At 59.5% G+C, this 17,221-nt stretch carries 16 protein-coding genes, 2 tRNA genes and 1 rRNA gene; 6 read left to right on the forward strand and 13 right to left on the reverse strand.

All coding sequences use genetic code 11. From position 1 onward, the window contains the following. Positions 1-6 precede the first annotated feature (6 nt). From ACMGGN_RS05495 to ACMGGN_RS05525, 7 genes are all read right to left on the reverse strand, one after another. Positions 7-372 (reverse strand): Na+/H+ antiporter subunit G, encoded by a 366-nt coding sequence (locus ACMGGN_RS05495; RefSeq protein WP_414156510.1) that lies wholly within the window; start codon positions 370-372, stop codon positions 7-9. After that, positions 369-647, reverse strand: coding sequence for a K+/H+ antiporter subunit F (locus ACMGGN_RS05500; protein WP_012315284.1), 279 nt, complete (start codon positions 645-647; stop codon positions 369-371). The genes ACMGGN_RS05495 and ACMGGN_RS05500 overlap by 4 nt, the downstream gene beginning before the upstream one ends. Further along, a complete protein-coding gene (locus ACMGGN_RS05505; RefSeq protein ID WP_046785196.1) occupies positions 644-1,132 on the reverse strand; it encodes a Na+/H+ antiporter subunit E in 489 nt (162 codons plus the stop codon). The genes ACMGGN_RS05500 and ACMGGN_RS05505 overlap by 4 nt, the downstream gene beginning before the upstream one ends. Next, positions 1,129-2,808 carry a monovalent cation/H+ antiporter subunit D gene (locus ACMGGN_RS05510; protein WP_115274319.1) on the reverse strand — a complete coding sequence of 560 codons (1,680 nt, stop codon included), beginning with the start codon at positions 2,806-2,808 and terminating at the stop codon, positions 1,129-1,131. The genes ACMGGN_RS05505 and ACMGGN_RS05510 overlap by 4 nt, the downstream gene beginning before the upstream one ends. Then, complete coding sequence (locus ACMGGN_RS05515; RefSeq protein WP_012315281.1) at positions 2,805-3,149, reverse strand: Na+/H+ antiporter subunit C; 345 nt, start codon at positions 3,147-3,149, stop codon at positions 2,805-2,807. Before ACMGGN_RS05515 ends, ACMGGN_RS05510 begins: the two co-directional genes overlap by 4 nt. Continuing rightward, a complete protein-coding gene (locus tag ACMGGN_RS05520; protein ID WP_115274320.1) occupies positions 3,149-6,064 on the reverse strand; it encodes a monovalent cation/H+ antiporter subunit A in 2,916 nt (971 codons plus the stop codon). The genes ACMGGN_RS05515 and ACMGGN_RS05520 overlap by 1 nt, the downstream gene beginning before the upstream one ends. Positions 6,065-6,214: 150 nt before the next feature. Then, entirely contained in the window at positions 6,215-7,159 is a 945-nt protein-coding gene (locus ACMGGN_RS05525; RefSeq protein ID WP_414156511.1) for a DMT family transporter, read from the reverse strand. An 83-nt stretch (positions 7,160-7,242) separates the two neighbouring features. Here ACMGGN_RS05525 and ACMGGN_RS05530 point away from each other — a divergent pair, with 83 nt between their 5' ends. Beyond that, entirely contained in the window at positions 7,243-7,806 is a 564-nt protein-coding gene (locus ACMGGN_RS05530; RefSeq protein ID WP_414156512.1) for a helix-turn-helix domain-containing protein, read from the forward strand. 4 nt (positions 7,807-7,810) lie between these two features. On the opposite strand, the gene ACMGGN_RS05535 is transcribed toward ACMGGN_RS05530, so the two are convergent. Together ACMGGN_RS05535 and soxR are read right to left on the reverse strand one after the other, a co-directional pair. Continuing rightward, positions 7,811-8,359 (reverse strand): cysteine hydrolase family protein, encoded by a 549-nt coding sequence (locus ACMGGN_RS05535; protein WP_115274322.1) that lies wholly within the window; start codon positions 8,357-8,359, stop codon positions 7,811-7,813. Positions 8,360-8,426: 67 nt separating this feature from the next. After that, complete coding sequence (soxR, locus tag ACMGGN_RS05540; protein ID WP_046785190.1) at positions 8,427-8,879, reverse strand: redox-sensitive transcriptional activator SoxR; 453 nt, start codon at positions 8,877-8,879, stop codon at positions 8,427-8,429. Positions 8,880-8,965: 86 nt separating this feature from the next. Here soxR and ACMGGN_RS05545 point away from each other — a divergent pair, with 86 nt between their 5' ends. Further along, positions 8,966-9,346 carry an antibiotic biosynthesis monooxygenase gene (locus tag ACMGGN_RS05545; protein ID WP_115274323.1) on the forward strand — a complete coding sequence of 127 codons (381 nt, stop codon included), beginning with the start codon at positions 8,966-8,968 and terminating at the stop codon, positions 9,344-9,346. Here the strand turns inward: ACMGGN_RS05545 and ACMGGN_RS05550 are convergent. Continuing rightward, entirely contained in the window at positions 9,325-10,095 is a 771-nt protein-coding gene (locus ACMGGN_RS05550) for an alpha/beta fold hydrolase (protein ID WP_119687458.1), read from the reverse strand. The two genes, ACMGGN_RS05545 and ACMGGN_RS05550, sit on opposite strands and share 22 nt — an antisense overlap. Beyond that, on the reverse strand, positions 10,079-11,197 hold the full coding sequence (locus ACMGGN_RS05555; protein WP_115275506.1) for a DUF3182 family protein: 1,119 nt from the start codon (positions 11,195-11,197) through the stop codon (positions 10,079-10,081). Before ACMGGN_RS05555 ends, ACMGGN_RS05550 begins: the two co-directional genes overlap by 17 nt. 216 nt (positions 11,198-11,413) lie before the next feature. Between ACMGGN_RS05555 and ACMGGN_RS05560 the strand changes: the two genes are divergently transcribed. Further along, positions 11,414-13,222, forward strand: a complete 1,809-nt coding sequence (locus tag ACMGGN_RS05560) for an aminopeptidase P family protein (protein ID WP_414156825.1) — start codon at positions 11,414-11,416, stop codon at positions 13,220-13,222. A gap of 56 nt (positions 13,223-13,278) precedes the next feature. On the opposite strand, the gene ACMGGN_RS05565 is transcribed toward ACMGGN_RS05560, so the two are convergent. Next, positions 13,279-13,560 carry a hypothetical protein gene (locus ACMGGN_RS05565; RefSeq protein WP_039602547.1) on the reverse strand — a complete coding sequence of 94 codons (282 nt, stop codon included), beginning with the start codon at positions 13,558-13,560 and terminating at the stop codon, positions 13,279-13,281. Positions 13,561-13,750: 190 nt separating this feature from the next. Then, the gene (gene rhtA, locus ACMGGN_RS05570) at positions 13,751-14,638 is read right to left on the reverse strand and encodes a threonine/homoserine exporter RhtA (protein WP_046785186.1); all 888 of its coding nucleotides are present in this window, start codon (positions 14,636-14,638) and stop codon (positions 13,751-13,753) included. A gap of 607 nt (positions 14,639-15,245) precedes the next feature. Between rhtA and ACMGGN_RS05575 the strand changes: the two genes are divergently transcribed. From ACMGGN_RS05575 to ACMGGN_RS05585, 3 genes are all read left to right on the forward strand, one after another. Further along, positions 15,246-16,782 (forward strand): 16S ribosomal RNA (locus ACMGGN_RS05575). 86 nt (positions 16,783-16,868) lie between these two features. After that, positions 16,869-16,945: transfer RNA gene (locus ACMGGN_RS05580), tRNA-Ile, on the forward strand. 24 nt (positions 16,946-16,969) lie between these two features. Next, a tRNA-Ala gene (locus ACMGGN_RS05585) sits at positions 16,970-17,045 on the forward strand. Positions 17,046-17,221 lie beyond the last annotated feature (176 nt).

Below are 17,221 nucleotides of genomic sequence, written 5' to 3' on the forward strand. Positions count from 1 at the left end.
CGCACATCAATTGCCCCCCGCTTGGCCGCTACTGACTTCTTCGGGTACTGCTTCCCCGGACATGCGTTTGCGAAACAGTGCCGCCCTGGCCAATAGTAGCGTAGTGACCGGTAATGTGATCGACAGTAGAACTGTGATCAACCAAGCGTGCAGTACAGGGCCTTGCTTGAGCCATGAGAAGTAGATGATCGAAGCCAAGGCAACGCACCAGGCCCCGATGGTCGAGGCCAGTGCTGGTGGGTGCATGCGCTGGAAATAATCCTTGAGGCGCAGCAGGCCAATGGCCCCGATCAACGCGAACAGGCTGCCGAGCAGCAGCAGGGCAGCGGTAACTAGCTCGAGCCAGAGCGGTAGTTCAAGAACTTCGGTCATTCTATTACCTCACCACGCAGCAAGAACTTGGCCAGGGCAAACGAGCCGACAAAGCCGAAAAGCGCAATCAGCAGAGCACCTTCAAAGTAGGTATCGCTGGCATAGCGGATTCCCAATACCAGCATCATGAGCATGGCCAGGATGTACAGGTAGTCCAGTGCCAGTACCCGGTCCTGGGCGGAGGGGCCGCGAAACAACCGGATCAGCGTCAGGCCCATGGCCAAGGCGAAGATGAACAAGCTGGCGAGCACTGCATAGGCTAGCAGGCCTGTCATTGGAAAATCTCCATCAGCGGTCGTTCATAGGTGTGTTTGAAGTGCTCGATAAAAGCGTTCTCATCCTTGAGGTCGAACACGTGCAGCAACAGGACGCTGCGGTCCAGGGCCAGTTCTGACCAGACGGTACCGGGCACTACGGTAGTGATCATCGATAGTGCCGCCAGGCCGTGGGCGTCGCGCAGGTCCAGCGGGATATGGACAAAGGCAGAGCGAGGCGGATGTTGCCCGGCGCGCAGCACGCGCAGGGCTACTTGCAGGTTGGACTGGATGACATCGATACCCACCCGGCCAATCAGGCTCGCTATCACCAGCGGCCTGCGCACATGGGCGTGCTGGGGGCGCAACGGTGCCATCAGCAGTGGCGCCAGAAAGCCAAGCGCGGCTGCGAGCAGCAGATTACCCGGGCTGACCGAGAGGTTCAGCAGCAACCACAGTATGAACAGTGCTACAGACAACAGCGGTGCGGGGAAAAGTCGGCTCATGGCTGCACCTGTGCGTCGAGCGTGGTCGGGCCAGGGATAGGCTGTACAGCCATTACGGCCCTGATGTAGGTGTCAGGGGTCTGCAGGCTGGCTGCAGTGTCCTGGGTGTAACGTAGCAGCGGCTCGGCTCTGAAGCTGAGCATGATGCACAGGCCCAGCAAAATGACGATCGGCAGGCATTCGTAGTGTCGCAGCGCGGGGGAGGGCCGCTCTTCAGGCTTCCAGAAGCGCTGGATGCCCACGCGGCCGAAAGCGATCAACGAGGCCATGCCGGACAGGATGAGCAGGGCTACCAGCGCCCAGCCGGCTGCTGACAGTGGTTGCTCGGCCGGCACGCCCAACCCCAGTGGGTTGAACAGCGCGCTGATCAAGCTGAGTTTGCCGACGAAGCCGGAGAGCGGTGGCATGCCGATGATCAGCAACGCACAGGCAATGAAGCTCAGGCCCAGGAACGCCATGGTCCAGGGAATGATCTGGCCTATGACTGCCTTCTGCTCATCGTCGAGGTTTATGCCTTTAGGTGGGTGCAACGACTCGAGTGGCGAGGGCATGCTGCCTTCTTCGTCCTCCAGTGGTGGCTCATTGGCCGAGCGAGAGCGCTCCACCAGCTCGGCGAGCAGGAACAATGCACACAGTGCCAGGGTTGAATTGACCAGATAGAACAACGCTGCTCCGGTCAGGGCTGGCTGAGCAAAGCCGATCGCGCCAAGCAGGGTGCCTGCCGAAACCAGTATGCTCAGTGCTGCCATGCGCTCTAGGCGTTGTGCGGCAAGTATCGACACGGCTGCGATGGCAAGCGTGACCAAGCCCCCATAGATCAGCCATTGCCCGCCGAAATGCGCCGATGCACCGGCTTGACCCGAGAACAACAGGGACCAGAGCCGTAACACAGCGTACAGGCCAACCTTGGTCATGATGGCGAACAATGCGGCTACGGGTGCGCTGGCCGAGGCATAGGCCGGAACCAGCCAGAAATTCAGCGGCCAGATGCCGGCCTTTGCCAGGAAGGCTATGGCCAGGATTGCCGCGCCCGCGTGCAGCAAACCACGGTCGGCTTCGGGCACCAACGGTACTTTCAGCGCGAGGTCGGCCATGTTGAGGGTGCCGGTTACGCCGTAAAGCATCGCGGCGCCAATCAGAAACAGCGAAGAAGCGAACAGGTTGATGGCAATGTAGTGCAGGCCGGCCCGCACCCGCGCTCGCCCCGATCCGTGCAGCAGCAGGCCATAAGAGGCCGCTAGCAGCACTTCGAAAAAGACGAACAGGTTGAACAGATCGGCTGTCAGGAAGGCACCATACAGGCCCATCAGCTGGATCTGGAACAGTGCGTGGAAGCTGGCGCCGGCGCTGTCCCAGCGGGCGCGAGCGAACAGCAGGGCGCTGATGCCGATGACCCCGGTCAAAGTCAGCAGCAGCGCCGACAGGTGATCAACCACCAGCACGATGCCGAAAGGCGCGGGCCAGTTGCCCGGCAGGTACACACCGATCGATTCCGCCTGGCCCTGGACGCGCACCCACAGCAGCAGGCTGACGGCGATGACCAGGCCGCTGAAGGTGGACAGCAGGTTGAGGCGCGCCTTGAGCAGGCGGTGCTTCTCGCCCAGTATCAGCATCACTGCTGCGGTCAGCAACGGCAGCAGGATGGGGGCGATGATCAGTCGGCTCATCTCACTCATTCATCACGCTCCCGGCCATCCACGTGGTCGGTGCCGGTCAGGCCGCGAGATGCCAGCAGCACCACCAGAAACAGGGCGGTCATGGCAAAGCTGATGACGATGGCCGTCAGAACCAGCGCCTGGGGCAGTGGGTCGGTGTAGTGCAGCAGGTCCTGTGTCACGCCTTCCTTGATGATCGGCTCCTTGCCGATGAACAGGCTGCCCATACTGAAGATGAACAGGTTGACGCCATACGACAGCAGGCACAGGCCCATGATCACCTGATAGGTCCGTGGGCGCAGGATAAGCCACACGCCCGATGCTGCCAGTACGCCGATGGCGACTGCGATGACTTCTTCCATCAGGCGGCTCCTGCTTGGCTGGGTTTGGACGGATTACCCGGGCGGTAGGCTCGCACCGACTGGTGTGCCAGGGCTGTGAGGATCAGCAGGGTCGAGCCGACCACAACGGTGTACACGCCCACGTCGAAGAACAGCGCGCTGGCCACATGCACATCGCCCAGCACTGGCAGGTGCAGGTGGGCGGTATGCGTGGTCAGGAACGGGTAGCCCAGCAGCATGGCGCCGACCCCTGTCAGTGTTGCGCACAATAGCCCGGTGCCCATCCAGCGCAGTGGGCGCAGGCTCATCTGGGCTTCGACCCATTGGGTCCCTGCGACCATGTACTGGAGGATGAATGCCACCGACATCACCAGGCCAGCGACAAAGCCACCGCCAGGCTGGTTGTGGCCCCGCATGAACAGGTACATCGAGATCAGCAGGGCGATCGGCAGCAGCAGTCGTACCAGCACCGCAGGCACCATCATGAAGCCCAAAGCTGTGTCGGTGGCATGGCGCGGGTTGATCAGGTCGGTGACCACGTCGGGTGCAAGCTGGCGCTGCTGAGCTGGCAGTTGCATGCTCTCCTTGGGTGGGCGGAAGCGGCGCAGCAGGGCGAATACGGTCAGGGCGACGGCCACCAGCACGGTGATCTCGCCCAGGGTGTCGAAGCCGCGGAAGTCAACCAGCATCACGTTGACCACGTTGGTACCGCCACCTTGTGGCAATGCTCGGCTCAGGTAGAACGAGGAAATGTCGTTCGGCGTTGGTCGTGTCAGCATGGCGTAGGACAGCAGCGCCATGCCGCCGCCGACCAGGATTGCCAGCAGCAGGTCGCGCACGCGCCGCATGCGGGCACGGTCGAGGCTGCCGGGCAGCGGTGAGACGCCCTCGATACGCCGCGGCAGCCAGCGCAGGCCGAGCAGGATCAGTACCGTCGTGACAACCTCGACGACCAGTTGGGTCAGCGCCAGGTCAGGTGCGGAGAACCATACGAAGGTGATGCAGGTCATGAGGCCGCAGACGCCAACCATGATCAAGGCGGCCAAACGGTGATACTTGGCTTGGTAGGCGGCGCCAATGGCGCAGGCGATAGCGATCAGCCAAAGGGCGACGAACACACCTGAGCCCGGGATTTTAGGGCGCTCGCCCCAACTCAGGCCGCTGTACAGCATTGGTGTGAGCCCCGCGAGGAAGGCGGCAAGCACCAGCATGAACAGTTGCGCCTGCAGGCGGCGAGTGGTCAGCAGCCCCTCGATGCGCCGTGCCAGTAACATCAGGTGCACCTGGCCGTGCTCGAACAGGCGCTTGCCATTGAAATGCTCAAGCAGGGGTGGATACGGGAAGCGCCCTCGGCGCAACTGGTTGCGCAGCAGCAGGTAGAGCACGATGCCGCCGCTCATGGCCACCAGGCTCATGATCAGCGGGGCATTCCAGCCGTGCCAGATGGCCAGGCTGTACTCCGGCAGAGTACCACCCACCACTGGAAGGGCTGCAGCGGCCAGTAACGGGCCGACCGACTGGGCAGGGAAAATACCCACCACCAGGCAGGTAAGCACCAGCAGTTCGACTGGCGCGCGCATCCAGCGTGGTGGTTCGTGAGGTGTGTGAGGCAGGTCTTGGGCGGCAGGGCCAAAGAACACGTCAACGGTGAAGCGCAAAGCGTAGGCAACGCTGAAAGTGCCGGCCAAGGTGGCTATTACCGGCAGCGCGGCCTCGACCCAAGCGGTGGAGCTGATGAACACGGTTTCGGCGAAGAACATTTCCTTGGACAGGAAACCGTTCATCAATGGCACGCCGGCCATCGAGGCGCTCGCCACCATCGCCAGGGTCGCGGTGTAGGGCACCAGACGGATCAGCCCGCTGAGGCGGCGGATGTCACGGGTGCCGCTTTCGTGGTCAATGATGCCGGCGGCCATGAACAGCGAGGCCTTGAAAGTGGCATGGTTGAGTATGTGAAACACGGCGGCCACTGCGGCGAGTGGGCTATTCAAACCCAATAGAAGCGTGATCAGGCCCAGGTGGCTGATGGTCGAGTAAGCCAGCAGGCCCTTGAGATCATTCTGGAACATCGCTGCGAAGGCCCCCAGCAGCAGGGTTATGGCCCCCGCGCCACCGACGATCCAGAACCACTCCTCGCTGCCCGAAAGCACCGGCCACAACCGGGCCAGTAAAAACACCCCGGCCTTCACCATGGTTGCCGAGTGCAGATAAGCTGAAACCGGGGTCGGTGCTGCCATGGCATGAGGTAGCCAGAACTGGAAGGGGAACTGCGCGCTCTTGCTCAATGCTCCGACCAGGATCAGGGGCAGCAGCACTGGATACAGCGCGTGCTGGCGAATGGTCTCGCCGGCAGCCAGCACTTTGTCCAGGTCATAGCTGCCCACTACATGGCCAAGCAACAGGGCGCCGACCAACAGGCACAGGCCGCCGGCGCCGGTAACCATCAACGCCATGTAGGCGCCGCGTCGGGCGTCGGCGCGGTGGTGCCAGTAGCCGATCAGCAGGAACGAGAACAGGCTGGTCAGCTCCCAGAAAAACACCAGCTGGATCAGGTTGCCCGAGATCACCAGGCCGAGCATGGCGCCCATGAACGCCAGAAAGAAGGCAAAGAAGCGTGGTACCGGGTCCTGTGGCGACATGTAGTAGCGCGCGTACAGCGACACCAGGGTGCCTATGCCCAGTACCAGCAGCGAGAACAGCCAGGCGAAGCCGTCCATGCGCAGGACCAGGTTGAGGCCCAGGCTGGGCAGCCAGAGGAACTCCTCGCGGATGACACCGCCGTGGGCAACCTGGGGGTACAGCAGTGCTACCTGGACGGTGCCGACCAGGGCCACGAGCCCAGCCAGGATGGACTCGGCGTTACGTGCGTTGTGCGGCAGCACAGCTGCCAGGCAACTGCCCAAGAACGGCAGAAGCAGTAGCACTATCAAGGACATAGCGTTCTATTCTGGAAAGGTTTGCCAAGGATCATACGTGCCGTGCAGTTGATCACCAACACGCAAGCTGTCGCAGAATCATACAAACAGGGTGTGACAAGCTGTTTTTTTATAACAGTTTTTTACAGAGCATAGCTGCCGTTCACTACTTTACAGCCCGCCTTCGCGTTCGCCCTCTACCTCAAGCTCTTCGCTTTCATTGCGCAGGCGTCGAACTTTAAGTTCGCTGACCACCACGGCGATGACGATCATCAGGCCGCCTATGAGTGCCACACCGGGCAGACGCTCGCCTGCGATACGGCCGACGATGCCAGCCCACACCGGCTCGCCGGCGTAGATGAGTGTGGCGCGGGTTGGCGATACCGATTTCTGCGCCCAGTTCATCGCCACCTGGATCACTGCGCTCATGGCACCCAAGCCCAGTGCACTTAGCAACAATAGCCAGGAGAAGTCGGGGATGCGCTCCTGAGTCGGTACGATCATCAGGAACGACAGCAGCGAGGCGGTGGCCAGTTGCACTACGGTGACGCGGCGCACATCGACCTGCCCGGCATACCGGCTGATCAGAATGATCTCGGCCGCAATGGCCACGGCGCTTACCAGGGTCACGATTTCGCCTTCGCTGAAACGCAGGGTACCGCCCTCGGGGCCAGCGAGCAGCATCAGGCCGAGGAACGCCAGGCAGATTCCCAGGCTTGGCATCAGCCCTGGCCGACGGCCAAGCACCAGCCACTGCAACAGCGGTACGAAGGGCACATACAGTGCAGTAATAAAGGCCGACTGGCTGCTGCTGATGGTTTGCAGGCCCATGGTTTGCAAACCATAACCGAGCATGATGGTCGCACCAATCAGCGCGCCGGCCTTCAATTCGGTGAATGTCAGCCCGGGCAGCGCGCGTATCGAGACCAGGCCGACGAACAAGGCGGCTGCAGCAAACCTCAGGCCGACGAAGAACATCGGGCCACTCACGGTCATGACGTTGTGCACCAGCAGGAATGTGCCGCCCCACAGCATGGTGATGAACACCAGTAGCACCTCGGCCTTGCTCAGGCGCAAGGATACGGTGGTCTGCTGGCGGTTGATCGGTTGGCTCATGGTCTTGCTTACTCGGAAGTGGCAGCGCACAATCGCCGCAAAGTGGGCAGTATACTGCGCAACCTTTAAAAGTGAGCAATATAGTGCACAAAGATTCCGCGCACCGTGCTTCGGTGCTCCAGCATGTGAGCCTCAACGTTCGTGGTCTGCGCAATGCGGTGGGGATGAGCCAGAGTGCCTTGGCCGAGCGCTCAGGTGTCAGCCGGCGCATGCTGGTGGCGATCGAGGCTGGTGAGAAGAACGTCAGCCTGACTACGCTCGACCTGATAGCTGAAGCGTTGGGGGTTGCCTTCAGCCGGCTGATCCAGGCGCCCGACCAGCGCGATACCAGCCGCATCGACGAACTGGCCTGGGCCGGTGAGCATCCCCAGAGCAAGGCGGTGCTGCTGGCCAGCAGCACCGCTCGGCGAGAGGTGGAGATCTGGGAGTGGACCCTGGCGCCGGGAGAGTGCTACACCAGTGAAGCCGATGCCGAGGGCTGGAGCGAGCAGATCTATGTGGCTGAAGGGCAACTGACGCTGATCATCGAGCAGGTCGAGCACTGTCTGCACGTCGGTCAGTTCCATGTATTTCCCAGTAACTGCCGCTATGCCTACCGCAACGATGGTGCCGTGCCGACGCGCTTCGTACGCAACGTGGTAATTTGAACGGTCAGTTTTTCAGAAGCTCATCGGTCTTCACCACTTTGGCGTACGCAAACGCGAGTGCAGCCATCACCGAATCGTGCACCTGGGCTGCCGGTATTTGCTTGCCATTGAACTCAAGAGGCAGGGTGGCGCAGGCATCGTGCGCCACCGTGACATCGTAGCCAAAGTCAGCTGCTGCTCGCGTGGCGGCATCGACGCACATGTGGCTCATGCTGCCGACTATGGTGAGTGTTTTTACACCTTGGTCATCGAGCGTGCGCTTGAGATCGGTATCAAGAAATGCATTCACCTTGTGCTTGAGCACGACGGGCTCGTCTTCCAGCGGCTGGACTTTTGCGTGAATCGCAGCGCCTTGGGTGTCGGGAGCGAAGAACGGCGCGTCTTCGCTTTCGAACTCATGCCGCACATGCACCACAAGGTCGCCTCGCTGGCGTGCCGCGGCCAGCAGCTTTGCCGCATTGTCGGCCGCCGGGTTGGCGCCTTCCAGGGGCCACTTGCCTCCGGGGAAATAGTCGTTCTGGATGTCGATGATGATCAGCGCCTGCTTGCTCATGTTGCCTCCTGGGTCAGTAGCATCGGGTGCCATTAGTTATAGGCGGTGCGCGGGATGAATGCGTAGTTCAGGGCAGATGCGGCCCGGGCCCCTCGCCGGCGAGGTGATCCTGGCGGTTGCGAAGCGGGCAGTCCTTCAGCGACATGCAACCGCAGCCGATGCAGCCGTCAAGTTGATCGCGCAACAGGATCATTTCGCCAATGCGCCGATCGAGGTCTTCGCGCCAGCCTTCGGACAATCGTCGCCAGTCCTCGGCGGTAGGAATGTGATCATTTGGTAGCGTCGCCAGGGCCCTGGCGATGTTGGCCAGCGGGATGCCCAAGCGCTGAGCCATCTTGATCACCGCCACGCGGCGCAGCATCGCCCGTGGGTAACGGCGCTGGTTGCCGGCGTTGCGGGAACTCTGGATCAGGCCTTTGGTTTCATAAAAGTGCAGAGCGGTTACCGCCACACCGCTGCGCGCGGCCAGCTGGCCGACACTGAGCAGCTTTTCGTGGGTGGTCGGCGTATGTCTGGGCATGCGAAAAAGCTCTTGACCTTGAGTTAACTGGAGGTTTTACCCTGCCGATCATCGCGCTGCAAGCGTCCGGAGCAAGGAGACTGCCCATGTTGGCCATGCCGCAACCGCTGTGGTTCACCCAGATGATCGAATATGAAGTGCCTGCCACCCGCCAGGAGGCACTTGCCCACGCATTGGTAATTCGCGCTGAGGAGCTGGCCTCGCGTTTTGAGGGACTGCAAGAAGTCAGCATCCAGGCCAGCGATGACGGTAGCCGCGTATTGCAGTGTCTACAGTGGCAATCACGACAGGCTTGGGTAGCGGCAACTGCGTCTTTTGTCGAAGAGCCCTTCCTCGAAATCGTGCGTCGACATCAGGCGCGCAGCGTCAACTTTGCCGCTTATCAGGCGTTACGAAGCCTGGCGCGGGGTGTCGACGGTGGCCTGCACTGCCAGGTCGGCGCGCCTCAGGCATACCAAGGGGCATAGTGGGGATAGCGGTCCAGGCGCGCGCCTATCACCATCTCGCTGATCCACGATGCGAGGATCGAACTGTAGGCTTTCTGGCTTTGCTCGCTCGATAGTGCGTGGTCGGCGCCGTCGACGATGCGGTGGGTAAGCGAGTGGGCGCTGACGAAAGCCGAACGGTAGCTCATCAGCGTGGTGTGCGGCACATAGTCGTCCTGTTCCGACTCGACCAGCAGCACATCGCCAGCGAACTCCGCGCAGGCAGCCAGGGCGCGATTGTCACCTGGGCCAAGCAGGCGCTGGCGGTAGGCTTTCAGGCGCTGACGGTCCAGGGTCTGTTTGGGCTTGTCCCATTCGTCGTCCCAGTACATCGCAGGTACGCGCAGAGCCAGCCACTTCACTGGGCGGTGCAGGGTCAGCAAGGTGGCTAGGTAGCCGCCATAGCTGCTGCCGATGATGGCGATCGCACTGTTGTCCACCGCGGGGTGGCTGACCAGGCGGTCATAAGCAGCCAGCAAATCTTTGAGGTTCTGCTCGCGTGTAACCGTAAGGCGCTGGCTTTCGGTTTTTTCGTGGCCCCGCAGGTCAAAGGTCATGCACACGCAACCGAGCCCTGTGATATGCCGGGCCCGTGCAAGGTCGCGTTGCTGGCTACCGCCCCAGCCATGTACGAAAAGGATCCCGGGCATCTTGCTTCCGGGGCTGACCAAGGTACCGGCGATGCTGTCGTCGTCGACCTGCAGTTCGACGGTTTCACTCTGAATGGCCATACTCGCGAATCCGCGCGTACTTGCAGAATTGTCCGAGTTCACTGTCGTTTCCTTGATAGAAGAGGGTGGCGTCAGTGGGAAGGTTGGGTGTACCGAATATTTCATGGGTGGAGGCTCGCACCCGTTGCAGTGCCGGGTCATCGGCAAAGGCCTGCAGGGCCAGCAGCTCAGCGCTGCTGGCCCCACCCAAACGCCAGGATTGTTCAAGTACGCCACTGCGCAGGTGGCCCTCAGGGTTTTTGCCGCGGGCGATGTCGTAGTTGCGCCGGGAGGCGATGAAGCCTGGGAAGTGCTGCTCGGCTGCATGCTCATAGGTCAGGGCCTGGTTGATGGCAAGGCGCAGGTGGTCCTCCAGTGGCAGTTGCAACAAGGCCTGGTAGTCGCCGCGCACCACCAGCAGGTCGGAGCCTCCGTATACCTCGGTACCTTGGTGGTCCTGGGTCAACTGCTGGGTGCCGAGGTAGCTGCAGGTCAGGCCGGCGACACGCACTTGGCCAACGCTGAAGGTTTCCACTTCACTGAGGTCCTCCTCCAGCACCAGCCCCCACAAGGCCAGGCCCTGATCATCAATGTTGGCCAACAATGGTTCCAGTTCATCCAGTTGAACGATCACCTGTTGCCCACGCCCCGCGCATGCCAGCACCGGCTTGAGCCGTACTGCGCCATCGCGCAGCAGTAACTGCGCGGCCCGCCGGGCATCGGCTTTGCTGAATACGGTGTAACCGCACAGCAGGGCATCGCTGGCCTGGCGGGCGAAGTCGTCAGTCCAGCCTGGGGGGAAGGTGGCATTGGCAGGCAGCGGGTGGGAGATCGCTTTGGTTGCCATATAAGGATGACTGACCAAGCCCCCGAACAGGTCATGTTCCGTTCGGATGCCGAGGTGGGCATAACGTTGCGGGTCGATGAGGGTTTCAGTGGGTAGGTAGTAATAGTGGTCGGCGGCTTTGGGTGGCAGATCAGGGGTTGCTCGCGCGCACCCTAGAAGCTCGGCCAGGCCATCAGCCAGCTTCAGGTGCACTGCGTGTTCGTGCTCAGGGGTGTGATCGCGAGCATCGAGGAGGACGACCCCCGCTTTTGATTCGCAGGTGCTGGGCATGGGCATCAGCCTGTCTGCAATGAATGTACTGATTGTGAAGCCCATGGTTTGGGGAAGTTCAGGTGGAAGCGATCGATGGTTCGTAGTGGCAGGAACCGCTGTTCCTTTGCACGCGCAACGATGGCTTGCAGGCCGCGAGTCAGTCGTCGCGATTGCAGGGTGAGGTTGGCTGTTCCATTATCGTGCATCTGGATCAACCAAGATGTTACCGCAGGAGTGCGAATGAACGTTCATACCACCCGTGAGCAGAGGGTTCCCGAGCGCCTGATGCGTGTGCGCGAGGTAATGGCCAGGGAGGGGGTCGATGCCCTGCTGGTGCCCTCAGCCGACCCTCATCTTTCTGAGTACCTGCCGGGCTATTGGCAGGGGCGGCGGTGGCTGTCGGGCTTCGATGGTTCGGTGGGTACGTTGGTGGTCACTGCAAATTTTGCAGGGGTGTGGGCCGATAGCCGTTACTGGGAGCAAGCTATCAAGGAGTTGGCGGGTAGCGGCATCGAACTCATGAAGCTGCAGCCGGGTAAGCCGGGTGCGCTGGAATGGCTGGGCGACAATGTCCCGGCCAAAGGAACAGTGGCCGTGGATGGGGCGGTCATGGCGCTGGCGTCTGCGCGCCAGCTCGAGGAGCGCCTCAGGGGGCGCGGCATTCGCTTGGTAACCAGCCAGGATTTGCTTGCCGAGGTTTGGGAAGAGCGCCCTGCGCTGCCGAGTAACCCTGTGTATCAGCACCTGCCGCCTCACGCCACAGTCAGTCGGTCGGAAAAGCTTGCCCAGTTGCGCCGCACCATGGAAGAGAAGGGCGCAGACTGGCACTTCATTGCGACCCTGGATGACATCGCCTGGCTGTTCAATTTGCGCGGTAGTGATGTCTCCTACAACCCGGTATTCGTTTCCTTTGCGTTGATCAGCCAGCGGCGCGCCGCTTTATTCGTTGGCGCTGGAAAGCTTGACGCGCATTTGCGCCATGTACTGGAAGCCGATGGTATCGAGGTGCGTGATTATTCGGAGATCGGCGAAGCGCTGTCACAGGTACCTGCCGGCGGCCGGCTTTTGGTCGATCCTGCGCGCGTGACCTGTGGCCTGCTCAAGAACCTAGGCCCCCAGGTTTCGCTGATTGAAGGGCCGAACCCGACCACATTGAGCAAATCACGCAAGGGTGAAGATGAGCTGGTCCATATACGCCACACCATGGAGCAGGATGGCGCAGCGCTGTGTGAGTTCTTCGCCTGGTTTGAGGCGAGTCAAGGTAAGGAACCCATCACCGAACTGACCATCGATGAACAACTGAGTGCTGCGCGTGCACGGCGCCCCGGCTTCGTCTCGCTGAGTTTCTCGACCATTGCAGCTTTCAATGCCAATGGTGCAATGCCCCATTACCGTGCCACCGAGCAATCTCACGCGGTCATTGAAGGCAATGGCTTGCTGCTTATCGACTCGGGAGGGCAGTATCTGGGCGGAACCACCGACATCACGCGGATGGTTCCGGTGGGCACTCCGACGTTTGAGCAGAAGCAGGATTGCACTCGGGTGCTCAAGGGTATGATCGCTCTGTCACGCGCCACATTCCCGCGCGGTATTCTTTCGCCCTTGCTCGATGCTATCGCGAGGGCGCCGATTTGGGCGGATCAGGTCGACTATGGCCATGGTACCGGGCACGGTGTCGGCTATTTCATGAATGTGCATGAAGGGCCGCAGGTCATTGCCTATCAGGCTGCTACCGCGCCGCAGACCGCTATGCAGGAAGGGATGATCAGTTCCATCGAGCCAGGGACCTATCGCCCTGGCGCTTGGGGGGTGCGCATCGAGAACCTGGTGGTCAACCGGGCATCGGGCAAAAGTGAGTTCGGTGATTTCCTCGATTTCGAGACCCTGACGTTATGCCCTATCGATGCACGCTGCCTGCTCACCGAGTGCCTCACCAAGGATGAACTGGCGTGGCTCAACGGCTACCACGCGACGGTTCGCGAGCGCCTTGCTCCCCTGCTGTCAGGCGACGCATCGGCTTGGCTTGAAGCTCGCACAGCAGCATTGTGAGCAGCCGCGGTGGGCAGTAGATAAAAGAAGGGCAGCTCACGAGCTGCCCTTTCTGTTTACTTGCAGATGACGATCATGCTGCGGCTGGTATACCCGGCTGGGTTGATGCCGAAGAGGTAATCACCCGGCTCTTCGTCGGTGTCTCCAGAACGGGCGATGACCTTGTAACCGCGTGTGCTGCAGGCCGTGGCGGCCTTGCTGTAGCACTTGTCCCAGGATGAGGAGAGGCCGGAGCAGTTGATGTGCAGGCCCTTCTTCCCTTTTTTGACCTCAGTCTTGGCCGTTGCGGCACATCCGGCAATGGCCAAGACGGCCAGGATGAGCAAAATACGTTTCATTCCTGTCCTTAAATGCAGGGTTGATCAGTTGTCTGACCCTGTCGTTATCGCTTCGGTTCTTCCTGAATAGCCTTTGACATCCGTGTGCATGCAAGTAGATAGCGTAAAGATTATGGTTTTGTGACAGCTTAATCAGCAGGACTGCGCGCTACAATGGCCAATTCCGGGTCAAATGAAAATATTTCTCAAATCAGTCGGCTGCAACAGGGGGCTTCGCGTCGCGGCGCATGGACAGCGTGGCACCCACTGATGCGGCAATGATGGCGAGAATGGCCAGCCACTGGGTTACGCTCAGCAACTCGCCCAGGAACAATAAACCGGAAAGGGCACCAATGGCCGGTTCTATGCTCATCAGAGTGCCGAATGTGCGGGCTGGCATGCGGGTCAGGGCGACCATTTCCAGGCTATAGGGCAGGGCGGTCGAGAGTATTGCGACCCCTAGGGCCAGTGGTATGAGCGCAGGTGTCAACAGTGCGGTGCCGGCATGAACGATACCGATCGGCGCAACAAATATCGCCGCGACCACTACACCCAGTGCTGCGCTCTGAATCCCGTGTTCTGCTCCGGCGCGTTGGCCAAAGAGGATATACAGGGCCCAGCACACGCCGGCACCCAGTGCATAGGCGGCTCCCGTGAGGTCGAGGGGCTGGCCGCCATGGCCGACCGGGATCAGCAGCAGCAGGCCGCTGACTGCCAGTGCAATCCACAGGAAATCAATGGCGCGCCGCGACGCGAAAAGCGCTACGGCCAATGGGCCGGTGAACTCGAGGGCTACGGCGATGCCCAGTGGTGTTGTCTGCAGTGCCATATAAAAGAGGAAATTCATCCCGCCCAGGGCCATGCCGTAGATGATCACATTGCGCAGCGTCTTGGTGGTCATCCGTACGCGCCAAGGGCGCAGAATTAGAAGCATGATGATGCTGGCGAAGATCAGGCGCAGGGTTGTGGTGCCTTGTGCGCCGATGATCGGGAACATGCTTTTGGCCAGGGAGGCACCGGACTGTATCGATGCCATGGCGATAAGCAGCAGGCCTATAGGAAACAGCATGGTGGCCAAGCTGCGGGGCTGGGTGTTCATTTGTACGCGGCAATCCTTTTAATGATGGGTGTGGGTGTGCAATATAGTGCGCAATTGCAAGGGTGAGGTGCAAGGTGCCCGCCAAAACACCTTCTTGCATGTATGTTCAGTGATTTGAAATAAAGCCTTGACGCCCTCTTGAATCCCCTTATAATGCGCCCCACTTCCAGCGTAGTCGGAATGAGAAACTCCTTGAAATTCAAAGAGTTGCTTAATCCAGGTAGTACTGGTGGTGCTTCGATCGCCTGATCGATAGCGGTTGAAATGGTGGTTGACAGCGCTTCTAAGTGCTGTATGATTCGCCTCCCGCTACGAGAGATCGCAGCGAGCCAAGTGTTTGAAGTTGAACGAGTTTCTCGCAAAAAACTTCAAAATAAACGCTTGACAGGCTCTGAGGAAAGCGTAGAATGCGCGCCTCGGTTGAGACGAAAAGCTCTTAACCAAACGCTCTTTAACAAATCGAATCAAGCAATTCGTGTGGGTGCTTGTGAGTACGGACTGATAGTCAGAAAGATTATCAGCATCACAAGTGATCATGCGAGAAATCACATAGTCATTTGAGATTGCTGAGCCAAGTTTAGGGTTTCTTAAAAACCCAATCAGTATTGAACTGAAGAGTTTGATCATGGCTCAGATTGAACGCTGGCGGCAGGCCTAACACATGCAAGTCGAGCGGATGACGGGAGCTTGCTCCTTGATTCAGCGGCGGACGGGTGAGTAATGCCTAGGAATCTGCCTGGTAGTGGGGGGCAACGTTTCGAAAGGAACGCTAATACCGCATACGTCCTACGGGAGAAAGCAGGGGACCTTCGGGCCTTGCGCTATCAGATGAGCCTAGGTCGGATTAGCTAGTTGGTGGGGTAATGGCTCACCAAGGCGACGATCCGTAACTGGTCTGAGAGGATGATCAGTCACACTGGAACTGAGACACGGTCCAGACTCCTACGGGAGGCAGCAGTGGGGAATATTGGACAATGGGCGAAAGCCTGATCCAGCCATGCCGCGTGTGTGAAGAAGGTCTTCGGATTGTAAAGCACTTTAAGTTGGGAGGAAGGGCATTAACCTAATACGTTAGTGTTTTGACGTTACCGACAGAATAAGCACCGGCTAACTCTGTGCCAGCAGCCGCGGTAATACAGAGGGTGCAAGCGTTAATCGGAATTACTGGGCGTAAAGCGCGCGTAGGTGGTTTGTTAAGTTGGATGTGAAAGCCCCGGGCTCAACCTGGGAACTGCATCCAAAACTGGCAAGCTAGAGTACGGTAGAGGGTGGTGGAATTTCCTGTGTAGCGGTGAAATGCGTAGATATAGGAAGGAACACCAGTGGCGAAGGCGACCACCTGGACTGATACTGACACTGAGGTGCGAAAGCGTGGGGAGCAAACAGGATTAGATACCCTGGTAGTCCACGCCGTAAACGATGTCAACTAGCCGTTGGAATCCTTGAGATTTTAGTGGCGCAGCTAACGCATTAAGTTGACCGCCTGGGGAGTACGGCCGCAAGGTTAAAACTCAAATGAATTGACGGGGGCCCGCACAAGCGGTGGAGCATGTGGTTTAATTCGAAGCAACGCGAAGAACCTTACCAGGCCTTGACATGCAGAGAACTTTCCAGAGATGGATTGGTGCCTTCGGGAACTCTGACACAGGTGCTGCATGGCTGTCGTCAGCTCGTGTCGTGAGATGTTGGGTTAAGTCCCGTAACGAGCGCAACCCTTGTCCTTAGTTACCAGCACGTTATGGTGGGCACTCTAAGGAGACTGCCGGTGACAAACCGGAGGAAGGTGGGGATGACGTCAAGTCATCATGGCCCTTACGGCCTGGGCTACACACGTGCTACAATGGTCGGTACAGAGGGTTGCCAAGCCGCGAGGTGGAGCTAATCTCACAAAACCGATCGTAGTCCGGATCGCAGTCTGCAACTCGACTGCGTGAAGTCGGAATCGCTAGTAATCGCGAATCAGAATGTCGCGGTGAATACGTTCCCGGGCCTTGTACACACCGCCCGTCACACCATGGGAGTGGGTTGCACCAGAAGTAGCTAGTCTAACCTTCGGGAGGACGGTTACCACGGTGTGATTCATGACTGGGGTGAAGTCGTAACAAGGTAGCCGTAGGGGAACCTGCGGCTGGATCACCTCCTTAATCGACGACATCAGCCTGCTGATGAGCTCCCACACGAATTGCTTGATTCTTTGTATAAAGACGATGCTGTAACGCGACCCTGTTATAGGTCTGTAGCTCAGTTGGTTAGAGCGCACCCCTGATAAGGGTGAGGTCGGCAGTTCAAATCTGCCCAGACCTACCATTACATGGTTCAGCCGTAGAATACGGGGCCATAGCTCAGCTGGGAGAGCGCCTGCCTTGCACGCAGGAGGTCAGCGGTTCGATCCCGCTTGGCTCCACCACTTTTGCAGTAACTTGTCAGAACTTAGAAATGAACATTCGGCTTGAATGTTGATTTCTGGCTTTTTTCAGATCGTTCTTTAAAAATTCGGATATGTGATAGAAATAGACTGAACACCAGTTTCACTGCTGGTGGATCAGGCTAAGGTAAAATTTGTGAGTTCTGCTCGAAAGAGCA

It is taken from the genome of Pseudomonas sp. BNK-30, from assembly GCF_047456185.1.
In the GTDB taxonomy this organism is placed as follows: domain Bacteria; phylum Pseudomonadota; class Gammaproteobacteria; order Pseudomonadales; family Pseudomonadaceae; genus Aquipseudomonas; species Aquipseudomonas putida_E.